At 39.5% G+C, this 20,204-nt stretch carries 16 protein-coding genes; 7 read left to right on the top strand and 9 right to left on the bottom strand.

The annotated features are described in order from the left end of the window. Nucleotides 1–166: 166 nt before the first annotated feature. The 7 genes from HYU69_12760 to HYU69_12730 form a co-directional block, all read right to left on the bottom strand. Nucleotides 167–817, bottom strand: coding sequence for a Crp/Fnr family transcriptional regulator (locus HYU69_12760; protein ID MBI2271208.1), 651 nt, complete (start codon nucleotides 815–817; stop codon nucleotides 167–169). A gap of 65 nt (nucleotides 818–882) precedes the next feature. Continuing rightward, a complete protein-coding gene (gene moaA, locus HYU69_12755; protein ID MBI2271207.1) occupies nucleotides 883–1,887 on the bottom strand; it encodes a GTP 3',8-cyclase MoaA in 1,005 nt (334 codons plus the stop codon). Next, a complete protein-coding gene (locus tag HYU69_12750) occupies nucleotides 1,887–2,555 on the bottom strand; it encodes a hemerythrin domain-containing protein (protein MBI2271206.1) in 669 nt (222 codons plus the stop codon). Before HYU69_12750 ends, moaA begins: the two co-directional genes overlap by 1 nt. Nucleotides 2,556–2,668: 113 nt before the next feature. Next, nucleotides 2,669–3,952: an alginate export family protein gene (locus HYU69_12745; GenBank protein MBI2271205.1), complete on the bottom strand. Its 1,284-nt coding sequence runs from the start codon at nucleotides 3,950–3,952 to the stop codon at nucleotides 2,669–2,671. A 35-nt stretch (nucleotides 3,953–3,987) separates the two neighbouring features. After that, on the bottom strand, nucleotides 3,988–5,331 hold the full coding sequence (locus HYU69_12740) for a NarK/NasA family nitrate transporter (protein ID MBI2271204.1): 1,344 nt from the start codon (nucleotides 5,329–5,331) through the stop codon (nucleotides 3,988–3,990). Between the two features lie 26 nt (nucleotides 5,332–5,357). Beyond that, nucleotides 5,358–7,088: an MFS transporter gene (locus HYU69_12735; protein ID MBI2271203.1), complete on the bottom strand. Its 1,731-nt coding sequence runs from the start codon at nucleotides 7,086–7,088 to the stop codon at nucleotides 5,358–5,360. A 142-nt stretch (nucleotides 7,089–7,230) separates the two neighbouring features. Continuing rightward, nucleotides 7,231–7,974 (bottom strand): Crp/Fnr family transcriptional regulator, encoded by a 744-nt coding sequence (locus HYU69_12730; GenBank protein ID MBI2271202.1) that lies wholly within the window; start codon nucleotides 7,972–7,974, stop codon nucleotides 7,231–7,233. A gap of 635 nt (nucleotides 7,975–8,609) precedes the next feature. On the opposite strand from HYU69_12730, the gene HYU69_12725 reads away from it, so the two are divergent. The 7 genes from HYU69_12725 (at nucleotide 8,610) to HYU69_12695 (ending at nucleotide 17,326) form a co-directional block, all read left to right on the top strand. Then, nucleotides 8,610–9,476, top strand: a complete 867-nt coding sequence (locus tag HYU69_12725; GenBank protein ID MBI2271201.1) for a c-type cytochrome — start codon at nucleotides 8,610–8,612, stop codon at nucleotides 9,474–9,476. Nucleotides 9,477–9,504: 28 nt separating this feature from the next. Continuing rightward, nucleotides 9,505–13,128, top strand: a complete 3,624-nt coding sequence (locus tag HYU69_12720) for a nitrate reductase subunit alpha (protein ID MBI2271200.1) — start codon at nucleotides 9,505–9,507, stop codon at nucleotides 13,126–13,128. Between the two features lie 65 nt (nucleotides 13,129–13,193). Beyond that, nucleotides 13,194–14,684, top strand: a complete 1,491-nt coding sequence (narH, locus tag HYU69_12715; protein MBI2271199.1) for a nitrate reductase subunit beta — start codon at nucleotides 13,194–13,196, stop codon at nucleotides 14,682–14,684. 2 nt (nucleotides 14,685–14,686) lie between these two features. After that, nucleotides 14,687–15,391 (top strand): hypothetical protein, encoded by a 705-nt coding sequence (locus HYU69_12710; protein ID MBI2271198.1) that lies wholly within the window; start codon nucleotides 14,687–14,689, stop codon nucleotides 15,389–15,391. Between the two features lie 2 nt (nucleotides 15,392–15,393). Next, the gene (gene narI, locus HYU69_12705; protein MBI2271197.1) at nucleotides 15,394–16,119 is read left to right on the top strand and encodes a respiratory nitrate reductase subunit gamma; all 726 of its coding nucleotides are present in this window, start codon (nucleotides 15,394–15,396) and stop codon (nucleotides 16,117–16,119) included. Nucleotides 16,120–16,576: 457 nt separating this feature from the next. Beyond that, entirely contained in the window at nucleotides 16,577–16,822 is a 246-nt protein-coding gene (locus HYU69_12700) for a DUF2061 domain-containing protein (protein MBI2271196.1), read from the top strand. A 126-nt stretch (nucleotides 16,823–16,948) separates the two neighbouring features. Next, the gene (locus tag HYU69_12695) at nucleotides 16,949–17,326 is read left to right on the top strand and encodes a hypothetical protein (GenBank protein MBI2271195.1); all 378 of its coding nucleotides are present in this window, start codon (nucleotides 16,949–16,951) and stop codon (nucleotides 17,324–17,326) included. Between the two features lie 78 nt (nucleotides 17,327–17,404). Here the strand turns inward: HYU69_12695 and HYU69_12690 are convergent, their stop codons facing one another. After that, a complete protein-coding gene (locus HYU69_12690) occupies nucleotides 17,405–19,417 on the bottom strand; it encodes a 3-hydroxyacyl-CoA dehydrogenase/enoyl-CoA hydratase family protein (protein MBI2271194.1) in 2,013 nt (670 codons plus the stop codon). 11 nt (nucleotides 19,418–19,428) lie between these two features. After that, complete coding sequence (locus HYU69_12685; GenBank protein MBI2271193.1) at nucleotides 19,429–20,202, bottom strand: enoyl-CoA hydratase/isomerase family protein; 774 nt, start codon at nucleotides 20,200–20,202, stop codon at nucleotides 19,429–19,431. Nucleotides 20,203–20,204 lie beyond the last annotated feature (2 nt).

Genomic DNA, 20,204 nt, shown 5'->3' with positions numbered 1-20,204 from the left:
AGAAGCATTGATTTATTCTCAAATAACATGATGGGGGTCATAATTTGTAAGCAAGGTGAATGGGAGGGATCGAAAGGAGAAATAATTGGAGAAAAATTACAACGGGAAGTACAGAAGTGAAAATGTGTGTGGTGGTTGCCGGTCGTTAAATATATTTCTCCGCAACTTATAATTCGCTGATAGCTATCAGCTCTTTGGCATTAACAATGAGAATAGCTTTCCCCTCGAGTTTAATATATTTTTTCTTTTGAAAATGCGCCAAAGTCCGGATCACCGTTTCATACGTTGTTCCTGCCATATTCGCAAAATCTTTTCTGGATAAGGTATAGGCTAATTTTCGGGGAGTCTGTTTGTCATATCCAAATGATTCAATAAGCTTGATCAGTATTTTTGCAATACGCTTTTTAATGTCGGAATACATCAGGCTTTTCATTCTTTCTTCAGATTCCCTAAGTTCACCTGCGAGAAAATCAATTAAATAAATACTTAATGGCGGATTGGATTTAATCAGGATTCTGAAAATATTATTTGGAATAAATGTAACCGTTGTATTCGTAAGAGCTATAGCTGATATAGGATATTGAGAAGTTGCAAATCCCCTATGCCCCAATAATTTGCCTTTCCCGGCAAGTCTTAATATCCGTTCTTTATTTTTATCATATAGTGAAACTACTTTAACATATCCGTCATTTATGAAATAGATACCATTAACCTTCTCGCCTTGAGAAAATATCTTATCCCCTTCTTTTATGGAATAAAGCACCTGGTTAATGTTTATAATCGGATACCATTCCTCCGAACAATACTCGTATAACATATGCTGCATTTTAATTGGACTGGCTTTTTATAATGTATATGACTAACTAAATTATAAAACTGGCCTTACCCCCCTATCGCAACCATTGACCGGTTATTGTTATATATAGCAGAAGCTGAGAATTGATTAATGGTATTCATTCCGGCCCGTTTTGCCTTTTTTTTCCAAATCGATTCTGCTATTAATGGCCGTATATCAATACCCTCACGAAGTGGAGTAAGCAAATCCGTTTCGAAACCCGAAAATAAGCAATTTTTTAATTTCCCATCGGCTGTAAGCCGTATTCTATTACAGTTATCACAAAATGGGTTGGTAACGGATGAAATTACAGCGAACGTTCCTTTGTAGCCATTTATTTGATAATTTTTTGCCGTATCGTTCTTCTTATCCTCAATTTTTGACACTTTTGTTTTATACCCGCCATTTATAATCCCCATCATTTCCTTATACGAAAGCCCTTTGCTCCAGTTCCACTTATTACCATCAAAAGGCATAAATTCAATAAACCGGAAATGCACATTGTTATCCTTTGTAAATTCAATGAAATCAATAATTTCATCATCATTCACTCCTCTCATAATTACCGCATTGAGTTTCACATGGAAATTTTCCTTTATTAATGTTTGAATATTTGAAAAGATACTTTTAAAATAATTTCGCCGCGTAATTTTATTTAATTTCTCTTCCTGTAATGAATCAAGGCTAACATTAATAGAGTTCATCCGATTCGATTTGAATGTAGCAATAAATTTATCCACAAGGATGCCATTTGTTGTGATAGCAAGTTCTACCGGAAGCTTTGATAATTCATGGATAATTTCATTCGCGTCACTTCTTACAAGCGGTTCACCTCCGGTAAGCCGTATTTTTTTTACACCCAAACCAACGAAAGTATTCGTGATACTCACTATCTCATCTTTGCTCATGAATTCTGAACGGGGGCGAAGCGGGATTCCTTCTTCCGGCATACAATAAAAGCACCGCAGATTACATCGTTCGGTGAGTGATATCCGGAGGTAATCATGAACTCTTCCGAACTGATCAGTGAGTATAATTTGATCTTTGCTCATTAGTGGCTGTGCATTTCTTTTTCAATGGCATCAAATTCATCCTTGCTCAGGTATTTTTGAGCCAGTGGAAACAATGTGTAATCCTCCCGGTATATATGAAGTTTAAGAAGTTCGATCAATTCACGGGCCGTTTCGTAGGCTGTGTCAAGAATGAACATTTTTGATCCTTCATCTTTAATCCTGGTCGCGAGTCCGAAAAAATTAAAAGACAAAGCACCCAACTGAATAAATTTCACATGGTCGTCTTCCATTACATCAATGGCCGTTAATTTAGTTTCGCCTGTACTATGCTCTCCCGCTTCAATCAATCTTTTGTTGAGGAGTGGAAATAGTGCCTTCTCTTCTTTGTCGTTATGCGGAAGGAGTTCGGAATCAAAATACCTAAAGAAAGTTGCGAATATTTCATTTATCTTTTGATCCACTTTATAGTCGCTTGTTTTAAACTGCACAAGCGCTCTTTCAAATGCTTCAACCTGCTGCGCCGCTATTTTATGTTCTTCAACAAATGTTTGAAGCGGCTTATCCATGTTTTCAAAATCGACTTTCATTTTTCCCGGCTGTTCATATGCCGAAGGCGGATCCATAGGTGTATGTTCTACCTGTTCAAGTCCTTTGTCCACGTTCCTTTTTACAGGATCACTTTTGGAAAGTTGTTTCAAATCAATCATAGCGTTATGTTTTAATGCAAATAACGGTAAGTGCAAATAAACAAAAAATGATATCAATCATATTATAAAAATAGCCCCCGGATAAATAGGCTATTTAATCAGTTTCGGCTGAGTTATTTTAAGAAATTGGGCCTGAAGGTGAGCATGAGATATGCCCAATTACTTGGGGTATTTGTTTTTCCACCCCTTATAGCTTTCATGCTATCTGTTCCAAACATTTGAGAATAACCTCCCTGCAGCACAACATTAGGAGCCAGATTATACGCGAATGTAACATCAAGCTCTGTTCCCAAATTGGCATTCATGGCCGTATATTTTCCTGATTTCGCAAATTCTTTTGTATCAAGAATATCGGCGGCGGCATTAAACATATGGGCATCCGCGGTAATCCACCATTTTTCGGTTTTGTATTTTAATCTGAGCCATATATCCTGTAATCCGACACTATTAATATGATTTCCAACATAAAAGTAATCCATATAGCCATTGAAAGCGTGATTCGTTCCGAATAGCGGATTGAATGAATGGTTGATTTTTTTATACGCTTTTGTGGTATCGGTTTGACTTTGTCCTGACTGAAGTTCATAGCCTAATGTAGCTGACACCTTTGGAGTTATTGAGTAGGAGACATCTATTCCTGCCAGGTAAGCCTGCATATCATTTAACGCGACATCCATTCCACCCATGTAATATCCCTTTCCAACCAAACTTAATTTACCTGATTTATATTGTATATGCGGCCCGGTCATAAAACTATACCTTGAAACACTATTTGTCACAGAAGACTGCTGTCCATTTGTAAGAGCCAGGTAGCTTAATTCAAGTTTCGGCCATTTTTTGTTTAGCCATAAATATTGCATGGCTTTATAGCTGCTTGCAATAGTATATTTGGTTGTTTTAAATTGTTCCATATCCTGATTATATGCAAATCCCACATGTAATATGAACGTGCTGTCATTGTATTTAAACAAAGCCGCATCATGCTTTCTGCCTTGCTGTGCCCATCCCAATCCCCCGAAAATTCGTTCATCATCATAAACGATTTCCTGACGGCCAAATTTAGCCGCCACTTTCTTGGAAAAATTGTATTCAGCCCAGGCTTCATGTATGGCAGTCAATCCATCCGTGGAATTCAATTGAGATTGGCTGCCCCAGATACGTACATCCTGAAAGACAACTTTCGTTTTAAAATTATCATTACTATATCCAAAGTTTATACGTGTACGCTGAGAAACAAACATGGCCGCATCCATCGCGGAGTCGGAGAGGGCTTTAAATCCGTGCCTGTATTCAAACCTGGGCCTTATTTCTCCAGTCAATGTCATTTGTGCATTTGCTGTTAGTGCTGTTGTTGCTATCAAAGCTGTAAGCACTGCGCCTTTTAATTTTGTTTTCATAGTTAGTGTTTTTTTAGAATCATATTTTACGAAAATCAGCTTGGCCTTTCACATCCTTTTCTATTGTAATACCACCAGTTAATTATAGTTGCCAGTACAAAAAATGCCGCTATTGCATAAAAAAATCCATTTGCATTCCCTGTACTTTTTATTATACTGCTAACAGAAGTTGCGAAAATAAAAGGGCCAAATGCGGCTATGGCAGCCGAAAAGCCAATTACACCGGCGGCCTGGCGTGGGTTGTGGCCAAAAATGATGGGGTATTGACGGAAAGTAGCCGCATTGCCCATGCCGGTAATGAAGAACAAGAAAAGCATTAAATACAGAAAGGTTGGAAATTGTTCAACGGATGTTGGTGTCAGCAATCCCATTTGAACCATAGCAACGCAACCTGCGATCAATGCTATACCCGTTAATGTTGTTAATACGGCTCCACCTACTTTATCGGCAATAAATCCAAATAAAACCCGGCTGCCGGCGCCGATCAATGGTCCAAGAAACGCATATTTTAAAGGATCCGGAGCATTAGCAAAATCGCCGTAAACTGTTTTAATCATCAACGGAAAAATAGCGGCTAATCCCGAAAAACCGCCGAAGGTCATCACGTATGTTATTGTACAAAACCAGGTATGTTTGTCCGAAAAAATATCAAGCTGTTCTTTAAATGAGGCTTTTACCGGGATACTTTTAATTAAAAACCATGACGCGATTGCCAAAATAATCAATAAGGGAACGTACCAGAATGCCGCACTTTGAAGAAATATTTCTGAGGTGCCAACTATTTCTTTTGTTTTAGGATTTACTTTAGTGAATACTTGTGCCGCGCCATATGTTGCAATGCCAAGCATTGCAGGAGTCATAAATTGAGCAACGCTAACCCCAAAATTTCCAATTCCGGCCTGGATACCTAAGGCTGTTCCCTGTAATCTTTTCGGAAAGTATAAACTAGTGCTTGGCATGTACGAAGAAAAATCCCCGCCGCCGAAGCCGGCCGTAAACGCAATGATCATAAATACCCAAAAAGGAGTTGCGGGATCCATAACCGCCAAGCCCAGTCCAACAGCAGGAATTAGTTTAATGATCGTTGAGATTGTAATTACGTGTCGCGATCCGAAGATCGGGAGCAAAAACGTATGCACTATCCGCAATAAGCCTGCCGCTAATCCAGGCATAGCAGCCAGCCAGAATAATTGATCCTTATCAAATTTAAAACCAATGCCGGGAAGTTTTGTTACTATGGCGCTCATCATAAACCAGGTGGCAAATGAAAGTATCAGAGCAAATGTTGTTACTGTAAGTGTTCGCCAGGCGATCTTACTGCCTTGTGCTTCCCAAAAACTATTGTCTTCAGGTGTCCATTTTTCTAGCCATGTTGCCATAATTTTATTATTTAGTTAATTAATTATTATCGTACAATTCTTAATACAGGACAAGGCGCTTCTTTAAATACGCTATATGTTCGGCTTCCCATCAATAGTTTTCCTAAAGGAGATGCAATATGACTGGCAAGAATAATAAGTTCCGCACTTCTTTCTTTCGCTATGGTAATTATTTCGGATGCCACATCTCCCTGGCCAAATACGGCTTCAATATTGCTTACATTCAATTTTTTTAATTTTTTTGCTTCGTTAATAAGTAATTCCTTCCCTTCATCGATCCATGCTTCCCTGATCTTCGACCATTCCGGCGAGTCCGATGCAAGCAATCCTGTACTGTGAAATTTTTCATTTACATATAATAGTAGCAATTTAGAACCGGTCGATTTAGCTAAGTATGCCGCTTGTTCCCGTGCCTTATCAGCCAGCTCCGAATTGCCTACCGGGTATATAATTGTTCTGTATGCAAATTCCCCTTTAGCATAAGTTGGTTTTATTATTTCAACGCCTTCTTCCGCTATGTGAGTGTGAATTTCAAACTCAATTTCTTCTTTTCGTATACGGGCTTTGCCGCCTTTGTCAACCCAGGTTTTTGTCCATTTTTTTTGCGCAATCCTCAGTATGACGAACGCAACTACACCTAAAACAGCGAAGGCGATGAAACCCCAGGCAAAAGTACCGGTGCTTTGTTTTGATATCCCCATGGCGTTGGGAATGAAGCTGCCTCCTAACGCGCCGATCTCCCCGATCATACTTCCCGCAACAGCCGTGGTTAATGGCCAGCGTAACGGAACTAATTGGAACAAGGCGCCATTACCGGCGCCCAACGCGGCAAAACAAAACATGAATAAAGCGGTTGATATTCCGATAGAAGGCTGGAAACTTGCCAACACCATTGTTAAAATAACAAACCCAAATATTGCGGTAAGTGTATTAATGCCTCCCCATCTGTCAGACGCCCACCCTCCCACAACTCTTATTGCGCTTCCCATTAAAGCGGCCAGCATGGTTAGTTGGCCCGCTTCTACTTTTGATACATGAAACTGATCGTAGTAATATGTTGGTAAAAAATTTGACAACCCAATAAAACCACCGAATGTGATGATGTATATCAAATTAAATGTCCATCCATCGCGTTCAAACAGGCAAGCTAAATGTTCTTTCAATGATTGCTTTTCTCTATCCGGAGGTTCTTTTGCAAAAATTAACATCACTACCATTGGAAGCAGCATAAATGCGGCGCCAAAACCATACACAGCCTGCCATCCATATTTAACGGCTAATGGCGGAGCAAAAAGCATTGCCAATACGGTACCGCTATTTCCGGCTCCGGCTATCCCCATTGCTAATCCCTTATATTTGGGGGGAAACCATCCGGACCCTAACGAAAGCGCAACACCAAAACTTGCCCCGGCGATACCTAACAGAATTCCCATATTAATGACCTCGGAATAGGTATCAACCATAAAATAGCCATAAACGAGCGCCATGAATATTAAAGACATCTCAACCATAGCCGCCCATTTTCTTCCTATATATTGCGACAACACACCTAAAGGAAATCTCATGATCGCTCCTGCAAGTATGGGAACAGAGATCATAAATCCTTTTTGAGCCGGAGTTAAATGGAACTCCTCGCTGATAAATGGAGCCATCGCTCCGTTAAGCACCCATATTGCAAAACAAAAATCAAAATAAATGAAGGCAGAAAACAAAGTGGGAGGGTGACCTGCTTTTAGAAATGTTTTAAAGTTTGCCATAAGTTCCAAGAATTAACAGCTACACTACTATTTCACGTCAAAGGACGTTCAGATTTGCGAGGGAAAGAATGATATTAATCACACTAAATTTGAATTTTGTAAGTATTATTTATGATCTAAATCATAAATAACTTCAGAATTACTAAAGAGAAAAGACATCGGAAGACTGACCTTCTTTTAAATTTTGTACTGTATAATATGGTGAAATAAGTTTGAACAAAATTTGCGGTTGCAGAATCGTTATTGTTTTCCCGTCTATGCGAATTATCTTTTCCTCCCTGAGCTCCGAGAAGCATCTTGTTAATTGTTCGGGACTCAACCCGGCCAACTCGGCCATGTCTTTTCGGGTTAAAACAGTATTCAGAACAACATCGTTTCCCTTTCTTACCCCAAAGATCTGGATCAAAAGCAAAAGAGATTCCGCTGATTTTTCCATCACTGTCATTTGAGCAAGGTTTTTCATTCTTGACTCAGCCAACCGCAGTTCGTTGGCGTAGAAGAGCATCAGCTGATAGGTTAACTCCGGGTCGCTTTTAAGAAGCTTAGTGAAAATGCCTGCTTCAATAAAACAAATAGTAGAATCCTCAATCGCCACGGCCGATATCTGATAAAACTTATCGCCAAATCCCCTATGCCCTAACAGGTATCCCGGTCTTGCGATACGTATTATCTGAGCCTTATCATTAAAGCCGGTACTGAGCACTTTTACTTTCCCGGAATATATGATGTACATGCCTTGCACCGGATTCCCTTCACGAAAGATATATTGATTCTTTTTATACCGAATAACACTTTTTGCTTGCGCCATTATTCCGATCGACTGACTGTTACAGTATTTATTAATATAGCATTCTTCAGGGGAACAATTCGTGCAATCGAGTTTCATCTTTTTTGGTCAGTTCACTTCTCAGGATTTGTAATTATCTCAATATTTAACCAAGCGCTGGTACGTATAAGCTATGCCTCAGAGATCAGGTATCGGGAATGCACAGCCCCTTTATTCATTATTTTTTTAAGCCGTTCCGATACATGTTTGTTATCTTTTGCTCAAAAGTAAATGAGTGTAAAAAGCAGTACAATGACCGCAATCATAATATAGCTGTCCGTATCGTATTATAAAAACCCGCCAGGTATAGATGAGTTTATCATTGAGAACACTTGTCAGTTCTAACAATTTTGTGCCTTCGTGTATTGTAATAATTCCATGCGATTAGCACACTTCTCCATTTTACCTTTTCTGTTGAGAATAATACTGCATTCAGGGATCAATAAATGTATAGAATTGAACGATTTTAATTCTTTTTGATGAAACCTGCCAAATGCTGGTCCACACTGAATTCCAGAAGCTATTTTGTGCACGTGATCAATGTCTTTTAAAAATATGATATTAATCATAGTTGAATATTGTTATCGCAAATACATTTGTTGCAGGTAATGTTATTCACAGGTTCTTTAAAAGATAATATCTCAATTACTATGAAGACAGATAAAAGAAATATGAAACTTTCAAACATGTATAACATGGAAAAAATAAAAAAATATTTAGCTTCAATATCTCTGTGCTTCATGCTTTTTACCGACGGGGTGAGTGCTCAAAACGGAGAAGCGATATTCAAACAAAACTGCGGAGTTTGTCACAAAGTGGGAGGGGGACGAATGGTAGGGCCTGATCTTATGGGTGTGACGACCAAACGCTCTGAGGAGTGGCTATTGAAATGGACAAAATCCTCACAAGAATTTATCAAGAGCGGAGATGCCGATGCAAAGGCAATTTTTGATGAGTTTGGCGGGATTGTGATGCCCGATCAGGCTCATCTTCCTGATGCTGATATCAAGTCAATTTATGCGTTTATCGCTGGCAGGAGCACTCCGGAACCGGCAAGTGCATCCGCCGACACCACTAAAAAGGAAGCACTCCCTGATGCATCAGCTAATGCCACCCCGGAACAAATTGAAACAGGTAAGAATATTTTCATTGGAAGTTATGCGCTCGCAAATGGCGGTCCTGCTTGTATCTCCTGTCACAATGTTAATTACAACGGTGTTATGCCTGGCGGCTTGCTTGCAAAGGATTTAACTGCTTCGTATAGCCGCTTAGGCGGAGATGCCGGATTGCAAGGAATTTTAGGAGCACCCCCTTTTCCGGCAATGACGCAATCCTATAAAGAAAAGCCGTTGACGGAAACGGAAATTGCGGCTCTTATAGCATTCCTTAATAAAATTGATAAAGATAAACCGAATCAGCTGGTAAGCACCACAAATCCATTATTGTACGGAGGTGTTTTGGGGTTAGGGGGAATCCTCATTATGATTTTCATTCTATGGTATAGCAGAAAAAGATTCACTGTAAAAAAAGACATTTATAACAGGCAGATCAAATCAATCTAATCGTAACGAATATTAAAATCAAATAACTATGAGCTGGATCGAAGATATAATATCACCGCAAACCCGTAAATGGGAAGAGTTTTACCGTAATCGCTGGCAATATGATAAAGTTGTACGCAGTACACACGGTGTAAATTGTACAGGTGGATGTTCCTGGAATATCCACGTAAAAGATGGCATAGTAGTATGGGAAACGCAGGCACTGGATTACCCTTTGCTTGAAGCTTCTCTCCCACCCTATGAGCCGAGGGGGTGTCAAAGAGGTATATCCTATTCCTGGTACCTATACAGCCCTATCCGTGTTAAGTACCCGCTGATGCGTGGCGCTTTGCTTGACCTTTTTCAAAATGAAAAAAGAGCTGTAGGGGGCGACCCTATAAAGGCCTGGGAAAGTTTACAAAGCAATCCCGAAAAAAGAAAAAGATACCAACGCGCAAGAGGCAAAGGCGGATTCAGACGGGTAAGATGGGAAGAAGCCGTTGAACTTATCGCTGCTGCTAATTTATATACAATTAAAAAATATGGACCTGACCGAGTGATCGGATTTTCGCCGATTCCAGCAATGTCAATGTTGAGCTATGCTTCAGGAGCACGATACCTGCAATTGTTAGGCGGAGTTAACCTTAGTTTTTATGATTGGTACTGCGACTTGCCAACTGCTTATCCTGAAATCTGGGGAGAGCAAACAGATGTTTGCGAAAGTGCGGATTGGTACAACTCTAAATTCTGTGTGTCTATGGGTGCTAACCTTGGTATGACACGTACACCAGATATTCACTTTTTCTCTGAATCAAAACACAATGGAACTAAAACAGTGGTTATGTCGCCGGACTTTAGTATGGTGGCTAAGCATGCTGACCAGTGGATTCCGGTACATGCCGGCAGCGATGGCGCATTCTGGATGGCAGTTACTCATGTAATTCTTAAAGAATTCCATGCCGACAGGCAGGTGCCTTACTTTATTGATTATGTAAAGCGTTACACAGATTGTCCGTTCCTTGTTGAATTGGAAAAGCAGGGCGATCATTATCTTCCAATGAAACTGGTAAGAGCTAACCGACTTGCAAAATATAAAAATACAGAGAATGGTGATTGGAAATTTCTGAATGTTGATAGTAAAACCGGAAAGCCGGTCATGCCAAAAGGTTCAATGGGTCAACGCTGGGATAAAGGTAAAATAGGTAACTGGAACCTTAAATTCGAAGATGGGGAAACAAATGAAGAATTTGACCCAACATTAACTTTCCTTGGAAAAAGTGATGATGTGTTACAAGTTGAGTTTACTGAATTCGGTTTAAATAAAAAATCAGTACGCGGAGTTCCTGTTAAGTATGTGGAAACTGCTGATGGCAAAAGAATTCCGACTGTTACCGTTTACGACTTGACTTTTGGCCAATATGGCGTAGGTCGTGGATTGCCTGGAGAATACCCTAAAGATTATAACGACAAAAATCAGGCATACACTCCGGCATGGCAGGAAATATTTACCGGAATTGGCCAGGAAACAGTTCTTCAACTTGCACGCGAGTGGGGTAGCACCGCAGAAATTACAAAAGGAAAATGTATGGTGATTGTTGGTGCTGCAATTTGCCACTGGTTCCATAATAACCTGATGTATCGTTCTGCAATTATGACCCAAATGCTTACCGGCTGCAATGGTGTAAATGGGGGCGGGATGAATCACTATGTAGGCCAGGAAAAACTTGCACCGGTTGATTCATGGGGAACAATTATGGCAGCTAAAGACTGGCAAGGCGCCAATCGTTTGCAGCAGGCTCCTATATGGCACTACATGAATTCCGACCAATGGAGGTATGATGGTAACCAGGCTGAATACAACAGCATTCCTGCGGGAAGTAAATTGGGAAATTTGCACACAGCAGATATGGTTGCAATGGCGGTTCGCAATGGTTGGATGCCTTTTTATCCACAGTATGATAAAAATAATTTAACAATAGCTACGGATGCAGCAGCAGTTGGAGCCAAGACGGATGATGAGATTAAAAATTATGTAGTTGAAAAACTGAAATCAAGGGAAATAAAGTATTCCTGTGCTGACCCGGACAACGAAGTGAATTTTCCTCGTAACTGGTTTATCTGGAGAGGAAATGCGTTAATGGCCAGCGCAAAAGGACATGAGTATATGCTGGACCACTATTTAGGTACGCACACAAATAAAATTGCGGATGAAGTTGCTCAGGATAAAGTAACAGAAATATTATGGAGGGAAGCACCAAAGGGAAAAATGGATCTGATTGTGGATATCAATTTCCGAATGGATACTTCTGCACTATATTCTGACATAGTTCTTCCAACAGCATCGTGGTACGAGAAGGCAGATATCAATTCTACTGATATGCATTCCTTCATTCACCCGTTATCAGCCGCAGTTGCACCGGTGTGGGAGTCGAAAAGCGACTGGCAGATATTTCAATTGCTTGCAAAAACAGTAAGTGAAATGGCAAAAGGTTATATGCCAACTCCTGTAAAAGATGTTGTGAACATACCGTTGTCACATGATAGTGTGGATGAGATTTCACAACCAAAATTACTGGATTGGTATAAAGGGGAGTGTGAGCCTATTCCTGGAAAAACAATGCACAAAATTGCAATTGTTGAAAGAGATTATACTCAGATTTATAACAAATATATTGCTTTAGGTCCGAATCTGAATACCAATACATTGGGAGCTCATGGTGTAAACTTTATGGCGGATGATGTATACAAGGAAATGGGAGAGGACAAGCGTCATGTGCAAAAAGTTAATGGTGTTGAATATCCTTCTTTGAAGGAAGATGTTGAAGCAGTGAATGCAGTATTGAGGCTTTCTTCTTTAACAAATGGAAAGTTGACGGTTCGTGCTTATGAGAACATGGAGAAAAAAATAGGCATGCCAATCGTTCAACATGGTATCGGAAGCAAAGATGTTCGTATCGATTATAAGGATTTACAATCGCAGCCAAGACGTTACAATAACTCACCGCTTTGGTCAGGGTTAATGGACAATGGAAGAGCATATTGTGCATACACTTATAATGTGGATTGCTGGGTTCCATGGAGAACACTAACCGGACGTCAGGCATTTTATCTTGATCACGATATGTATATTGCGTTTGGAGAACACCTTCCAACTTATAAACCATCCCCAACACCAAAAGCGTATGGTGATTTAAGAAAGACAATTAATGATGGGAAAGCAAAAATGTTTAATGTGTTAACACCTCACGGTAAATGGCACATTCACTCAACTTACGGGGATACATTGCGTATGTTAACTCTATCCCGTGGTATGGAACCTTGTTGGATGAGTGAAGAAGATGCAGCATCAATTGGAGTAAAAGATAACGATTGGGTTGAAGTTTATAACGACCATGGTGTTTATTGTACCCGGGCTTGTGTAAGTGCTCGTATTCCGAACGGTGTTTGTATTGTTTATCACTCACCCGAAAGGACATATACTGTTCCAAAATCGCAAGAACGTGGCGGGAGAAGAGCCGGAGGGCACAATAGCTTTACCCGCATTCACTTAAAACCAAGTTTAATGGCTGGTGGTTATGGACAGTTTTCTTACCACTTCAATTACTGGGGACCGGTAGGAGTAAACCGTGACACACATGTTTTAGTAAGAAGAATGGAGAAAGTAGAATTTTAATATAAATAGATGTGAGATGTGAGACAAAACCTCCCGCTCAAATCTAAAATCTAAATTTTAAAATTATGGACGTAAGATCTCAAGTCTCAATGGTTTTTCACCTTGATAAATGTATCGGGTGTCATACTTGTTCTATTGCCTGCAAAAATATCTGGACTGACAGGAAAGGTGCCGAATACATGTGGTGGAACAATGTGGAAACAAAGCCAGGAACCGGTTATCCTACCAAGTGGGAAAACCAGGATATATACAAAGGTGGTTGGGAAAAAAACGGAGATACCGTTTCCCTGAAAGGGGCCGGCAAGTTCAAAGGTTTGAAAAATATTTTTCACAACCCACATATGCCTGTACTTGACGACTATTATGAGCCGTGGACATACAAGTATCAGGATCTGTTCACAGCTCCGGAGGGTGATGATCAACCTACTGCAACAGCTGTTTCTCTTGTTACGGGTGAGCATATGGATGTGCAATCAGGTCCGAATTGGGATGATGATATGGGTGGTTCAATTGACTATGCCCGTCAGGATGTAAATCTTCAAAAGCTTAGTTCTGCTGAACAAGAAGCAATGTTTCAATTGGAAAGAATGACATTCCATTATTTACCAAGAATATGCAATCACTGTTTAAATCCGGCCTGCGTAGCTTCTTGTCCATCGGGGGCTCTTTACAAAAGAGGTGAAGACGGGATCGTACTTATTAATCAGGAACGTTGCCGCGCATGGAGAATGTGTGTAACAGCTTGTCCTTACAAAAAAAGCTATTACAACTGGAATACCGGCAAATCGGAAAAATGTGTATTGTGCTATCCGAGGTTAGAATCAGGTCAAGCTCCTGCATGCTTCCACTCTTGTGTAGGCCGCATTCGTTACTTAGGAGTAATGTTATATGATGCGGATAAAATTGAAGCAGCGGCAGCAGCTCCGGAAGACCAATTGGTAAACGCACAAATGGATATATATCTTGATCCGTTTGATCCGGAAGTGATCAAACAAGCTAAGCTAAATGGGATTGCCGATTCAACAATTACCGCGGCGCAAAACTCTCCCGTGTACAAATTTGTTAAAGTATGGAAACTCGCTTTGCCATTGCACCCTGAGTTCAGAACATTACCTAATCTATTCTATGTGCCGGCTTTGTTGCCAACAATGGCAACAGTATCAGATGGAGTTTATAATACAACGTCCAAATCACTTTGGAACGGGGTAGAAAGTAATCGTTTACCGATGAAATACCTTGCGTCTCTATTCTCTGCAGGAAATACCGGACAGGTGGTAGATGTTATGAAGAGATTGATGGCAGTGAGATTACATAGAAGAGGAGTTACTGTAGGTGATTTAAATGCCGCGGAAATTTCAATGGCGATGAATGAGGTGAACATGGATAAAGAAACTGCTGACGCGATTTTCAGGCTAACAGCGCTGGCAACTTTTGACGAACGCTTTGTTATTCCTCCTGCACACCGCGAGGAATCTATCGAAATGCTTGAAAATACAGCTGACGTAAAAGGTAACACAGGATTTGGATTTAAAGAAACACCTGCAAGGGGGCTATAAATATGAGAAACTATAAGCACTATATTGCTTTTGCTGATCTGCTAAGGTATCCAAACAAGGACTACACTGAAATGGCAAATAAATGCATGGCAATACTGGAGGAATATTATCCCGATGCAGCGCTCGAATTAAAGCCTTTTGTTGACTATATGTCTGCTCACAGCCAGGATGAACGAGAAGAGTTGTATACAAGGACATTTGATGTGCAGCCTATCTGCTATCTCGATCTTGGGTTTGTAATCTTCGGGGAAGATTATAAAAGAGGCGCTTTCTTGTTGCATATGCAGGAAGAGCAATTGCGGGCCGGAAATGATTGCGGAACTGATCTTTCAGATAACATTTGCAATATGCTAACCCTTTACACAAAAACAAGCGACCAGTCGTTATTAGATGAACTCGCAGTAAAAATTCTTATTCCTGGTTTGGAAAAAATGATCGGTGAATTTAAGCAAGCGAGAGTGGAATTGAAAATGAAAATCTTAAAAAAGCTTCACAGAGCCATTATTCAGCCGGAGTTGAATCAAGGCAATGTATACAGGAATGTTTTCTCTGCGTTGCTGATTGTACTAAAGAAAGATTTTGAAAATGTGAGTTTTAGCGGAGTTCCCGATCCTGTAGTAGATATACAGCATCACAACTCATTTTTTGCAAAACAAAGTGTAAATATTGAAGTAAATAAATTAGTTAATGAACTTAAACTCGATTAATTATGACAAATATTCTCTTGTACGTCGTTTTGCCTTACGCATGTTTGGCTATCTTTCTGATCGGTTCAATTTACCGATACATAAATAAAGGTTTTACCGTTTCTTCACTTTCAACGCAATTTCTTGAAGGAAGAAAGTTATTCATTGGAAGCCAGCCGTTTCACTGGGGATTGTTCTTCCTGTTTTTTGGACACCTTGTCGCTTTCCTTTTCCCCCGTGCTATAATTGCATGGAATGGACAGCCGGTGCGATTACTAATCCTTGAAATCACAGCCTTTGCCTTTGGCTTATCGGCCTGTCTTGGATTGATTATGCTTGTATACAGAAGGCTCACTACAAGAAGAGTACAAATGGTAACCAGTAAAATGGATGTGGTTGTATTTCTTGTTTTGCTTATCCAGATCATTTCCGGTTTATTGGTGGCATACCACAGCCGTTGGGGATCATCATGGTTTGCAGCATTCCTTTCACCATACCTGCGCTCTATATTTGTTTTTGATCCGCAGATCGACGCTGTTTCAAGTGTGAATTCATTGTCACTGAAAGTCCATGTGATCTCTGCATTTTTATTGATTGGCCTGATTCCTTTCACAAGGTTTATTCACTTCCTGGTTTATCCCGTGGATTATTTATGGAGAAGCTACCAACAGGTGATCTGGAACTGGCCAAGGAAACATATACGCGTATCAAGGGCTCATTCTGAGGGGCATAAATCAAAGAATAACTAATAAAACCAATATCATGTCAAGCAATGTATACCTTGGCGATGTACTAACCTTAAGTAGTCCGCTAACCTATTTTTTCGGAGTGATATTACTTGTTATACTAATATCAGTTCGGGAAATCATTACTACGACCCGAATCCTGAAAGGTGAAGGAATTCAATTATCATATAGTTTATTTGGCAACCCTTTTGCAAATATTTTTAAGTGGACGTCTGTGCATCAAACTAAAACCGGAGTAATAATGATTCTTATCGTCTTATCTGGAATTATAATGGCAATTAGATTTGGAGTGTAATTTATTCATCATAAAAGTCGTCAATAAATAACCAATGGAAAATATTATTACAGAAAAGCCCAGGCTTACTCAAGCAAGGACACAGCTAACGGGAGGAGTTGCCTCCTTATTTATTTGGTTCATCTTAAATGTTATCAGGCCATTCGTAATGGGGAATTGATAGTGATGAAAGAATATCATTTTAGAAGTATAATTAAAGGAATTACATGGAGAATTACAGGAACAATAGATACAATCTTAATCGCATTTATTTTAAGCAGAGAGATGGGTTTGGCTTTGAGTATAGGAGGAATTGAAGTGGTAACAAAAATGATCCTTTATTATTTACATGAACGGGCCTGGATTAAGATTGAATGGGGCAGGCATAAAATTGACGATGACAAAGATCCGGATATAAATATGAAGGCATGAAAAAGCGAATTTTTGAAGCACCTGTTGCATTATAAGGGTGTTTTTTGTGTATTCGCTCTGATTATTTGTTTATAGCACGATTACAACATGGGAGTTGATATAAATTAACATATAACATTAATCATTATGAAAACTGTCAGACATAAGTTTGAATTCCTGAAATCAGGGAACAAACAAAACAAAACTGCGAAACAGATTTCTCTATTCCTTCTGTTGCTTTTACTACTTGGCAACAAGAGTGCAATTGCACAAAATGCAGCTAGTGAAATACCTATAAATGATTTATTGGCTTATTGGTTTTGGGGTGGATTTGCAGTAATCTTCATTGGAAGTGTTATTTATGTTTTTAGCCGTGCGATAAATGTTCTTCATGAAAATGGCAGGACGATTGAGTTTAATTTTCCCATAATCAGAAAGATGGCCAATAACGAGAAAACAGTTGCCATCATGATAGCATTGCTAGTGCTGGCTGGAATCATTTATGCGGTGAAATTCGGGGCATGATATTGTTAGTCAAATTAAACGGTAAAAAATCATCTAGATCTTAAAAAGTCTTTTATGCTTTTTTTGAATCATTTACTGTTATTTTCCGAGGTAATTTACTTTTTCACCAATGGAGGTAAGCCCCAATAAAGCATCGGATGTCGAAAATATTTCACGCAAGTGTTCCAGTTCTGACGTGCAACCTTTCGCTTCATCAATAAGTTGATCGGCAAGTTTTAACGCAATTGGCGCCTTGAATCGAACTGTTTTCGCAAGCTTTTCGGCATATTCAGAAGTCAATCCAGCATCGGAATAGTTTTTATCAAGAATTGCCTTCAGGGAATTTTTCTCGAAGAAATCTCTTATAGCTATCCATTCTGACTTCATATTTTTCTTATTGATTAGTGGAGCGTCTATCTCACCTGATAGTATAGAAAACATTTCTTCTCTTGAAATAATTTTGTCAACAAGTCCTATTTCTTCTGCTTCTGTGGCAGAAAGCATTTTACCGGTGTGAATAAGGTATTTACTTAGCCCTCTCCCAATTTTCCTCACAGAACGTTGTGTGCCTCCAAGACCTGGATAAATTCCTATACCTGTTTCAGGAAATGCCATTTGGGCCTTTGGCAACGCAAGTATTACATCAGCACAAAGCGCAAGCTCAAGTCCTCCACCCAATGCCAATCCATTAATAATGGCAACTACTTTTTTGCTTGAATTATCAATGTTGTCAAAAATTTTCTGGCCGAATTCGGTAAACGTCTCTATGTCGCAAATCCTTTCTTTTTTTATATTCTTAACAAAGAATTTAATGTCCGCCCCTGCAACAAATGCCTTTCCGGAGCCGGTTATAAAAACAGTTTTAACAAGCGGATTCCTTTCGGCTTTATTGAAACATTCTCCCAACTGCTTAACAGTTTCTTCGCTTAAAGCATTCAGATTTTCGGGCTGATCCATTGTAATAACTGCAATGGTTCCTTTGCTTTTTAGTTTTACATAATTTGGTGTCCAGTATTTCTTCCCGATTGAATCCGGTAATTTCATATTATACCGGTCAATTAATTTAACTATGATACATGTCACTTCGTCTTCGCCCTGTTCTTTCATCAATTCAATAGGACCCTTTTTCCATTTTAGCCCGATTTTAGCACCCCGATCTATCTCTGCCGCACTGCATATTTTTTCATCCAGAATTTGTGAGCAGATAAAAAATATAACACCCAGCATTCTATCTTTAATTTCCTGCTTCACTTTAATGGGAATGGTCTTATCAGCTTCTTCGCCGGCAATTTTCAATGTCCATAGTTGATTTTCTTTGGTTTGTTTCTCCAGTGCTTTCGCAACTTTATATAAATTACCGAATACTTCAAGAGTCTTTTCCGCATGATATGCGACTGGGATTCCGGTCACATTCATCAATTCAAATGGACCCATTGTTATTCCAAAGAGCTCTTTACAAACAGTTTCAATTTGTTCAATGGATGCTACATTTTCTTCGTATAAGCGAACTGCTTCATTCAGCCATGGAACAAAAAACCTGTTGACTACAAATCCATAAGCATCCCGGCTATAGATAGGATCTTTACCCGACAAGATAGAAAACCGGTATGCCGTTTGGGTAGTCTCTTCAGACGTTTTATCGCCCGGAATAATTTCCACCAACCGGTTTTTGGCTGCATGATAAAAATAATGCAGTCCGATAAATCTTTCCGGGTGGCTTACGGCAGCGGATAATTCCGTAACAGAAAATGAAGATGTGTTAGTCGCAAGAATTGTGTCGGGAGGAATTATGACACAAAGTTCTTTAAATAGTGTAGTTTTAGCGTTGAAGTTTTCATAAATTGCTTCAACAATCAAATCACATCCTTTTAAATCTGTAAGCGTATCTGTTATTTTTAAATTGGACAAGTATTCACTTAGCTGTTCATATGTAAAAATGTATTTCTGCAAGCCCTGATTAAGCGAGCTCCTGATCATTTCCAATCCTTTTTCAGCGAAATTTATAGCGCGATCGGCAAGAATTACTTTGAACCCTTCCTGTAAGAATTTTTGTGCAAGGGCGGAACCCATAGTTCCTGCACCAACAACACCAACTGTTTTAATAGTTTTCATAATAAAATAATTTAATTATTGCTCCAAACCGGTTTTCTCTTCTCCAAAAAGGAATTGATGCCTTCATTCGCATCATGTGTTTGCATCAGTTGATTTGCATAGATTGATTCTAACTGCGGTAAGAAATTACTGATAACATGATTAAATTTTATTCTTACAGCTTTTACAGCAAAATGAAGCGAAGACGCGCTTTTGGGAAGGATATAACTCTCCACCCATTTTTCAACCCCTGAATCCATAGTATCTCTCGTATCAAATAATTCATTTACAAGCCCGATTGACTTTGCCTCCTCAGCGGTAATTATTCTTCCGGTAATAAGCAGATCCTCGGCTTTTGCCAATCCGATTTTCTCCGGAAGAAGTATGGAAGCGGGAGGAGGAAATACTCCCAGCGAAATCTCGGGCTGTCCAAGCCTGGCAGTCTTGTCGGCAAACATGAAGTTGCACATGAGCGCGAGTTCTAACCCTCCTCCTAAACAACTTCCGCTGATTTTGGCAGCCATAGGTATTGTTAAATCACGAATAATATAAAACAATTGATGAAATTCGCGAATCATTGTCGCGGCGAATTCCCTCTTATGCTCCTCAATACTGGCTCCAAATGAGAAATGCTTTCCATTTCCTTCCATGGTAATCAGCTTTATTTGAGAACTGCTCTTAAATGAATTCAGAATCTGTTTTAACTCTTCCATCATAACATGGTCCAACACATTCCCTTTGCCGTCATCGAGAATTATCCGTGCGACAGAATTATCATTTTTAAATTCAATTTTTATCTTTTCCATAT

The organism is Bacteroidota bacterium (assembly GCA_016183775.1).
GTDB lineage: Bacteria > Bacteroidota > Bacteroidia > JABDFU01 > JABDFU01 > JABDFU01.
The sequence above is the reverse complement of the archived record's forward strand: the minus strand, read 5'-3'. Positions and strand labels throughout refer to the sequence as shown.

Excerpts from the sequence above, each read along its gene's own strand:
- moaA (MBI2271207.1), bottom strand. The coding sequence starts at position 1,887 with ATGAGCAAAGATCAAATTATACTCACTGATCAGTTCGGAAGAGTTCAT.
- HYU69_12735 (MBI2271203.1), bottom strand. The coding sequence starts at position 7,088 with ATGGCAAACTTTAAAACATTTCTAAAAGCAGGTCACCCTCCCACTTTG.
- HYU69_12725 (MBI2271201.1), top strand. The coding sequence starts at position 8,610 with ATGGAAAAAATAAAAAAATATTTAGCTTCAATATCTCTGTGCTTCATG.
- HYU69_12745 (MBI2271205.1), bottom strand. The coding sequence starts at position 3,952 with ATGAAAACAAAATTAAAAGGCGCAGTGCTTACAGCTTTGATAGCAACA.
- HYU69_12690 (MBI2271194.1), bottom strand. The coding sequence starts at position 19,417 with ATGAAAACTATTAAAACAGTTGGTGTTGTTGGTGCAGGAACTATGGGT.
- HYU69_12730 (MBI2271202.1), bottom strand. The coding sequence starts at position 7,974 with ATGAAACTCGATTGCACGAATTGTTCCCCTGAAGAATGCTATATTAAT.
- narH (MBI2271199.1), top strand. The coding sequence starts at position 13,194 with ATGGACGTAAGATCTCAAGTCTCAATGGTTTTTCACCTTGATAAATGT.
- narI (MBI2271197.1), top strand. The coding sequence starts at position 15,394 with ATGACAAATATTCTCTTGTACGTCGTTTTGCCTTACGCATGTTTGGCT.
- HYU69_12760 (MBI2271208.1), bottom strand. The coding sequence starts at position 817 with ATGTTATACGAGTATTGTTCGGAGGAATGGTATCCGATTATAAACATT.
- HYU69_12720 (MBI2271200.1), top strand. The coding sequence starts at position 9,505 with ATGAGCTGGATCGAAGATATAATATCACCGCAAACCCGTAAATGGGAA.
- HYU69_12700 (MBI2271196.1), top strand. The coding sequence starts at position 16,577 with ATGAAAGAATATCATTTTAGAAGTATAATTAAAGGAATTACATGGAGA.
- HYU69_12750 (MBI2271206.1), bottom strand. The coding sequence starts at position 2,555 with ATGATTGATTTGAAACAACTTTCCAAAAGTGATCCTGTAAAAAGGAAC.
- HYU69_12740 (MBI2271204.1), bottom strand. The coding sequence starts at position 5,331 with ATGGCAACATGGCTAGAAAAATGGACACCTGAAGACAATAGTTTTTGG.
- HYU69_12710 (MBI2271198.1), top strand. The coding sequence starts at position 14,687 with ATGAGAAACTATAAGCACTATATTGCTTTTGCTGATCTGCTAAGGTAT.
- HYU69_12685 (MBI2271193.1), bottom strand. The coding sequence starts at position 20,202 with ATGGAAAAGATAAAAATTGAATTTAAAAATGATAATTCTGTCGCACGG.
- HYU69_12695 (MBI2271195.1), top strand. The coding sequence starts at position 16,949 with ATGAAAACTGTCAGACATAAGTTTGAATTCCTGAAATCAGGGAACAAA.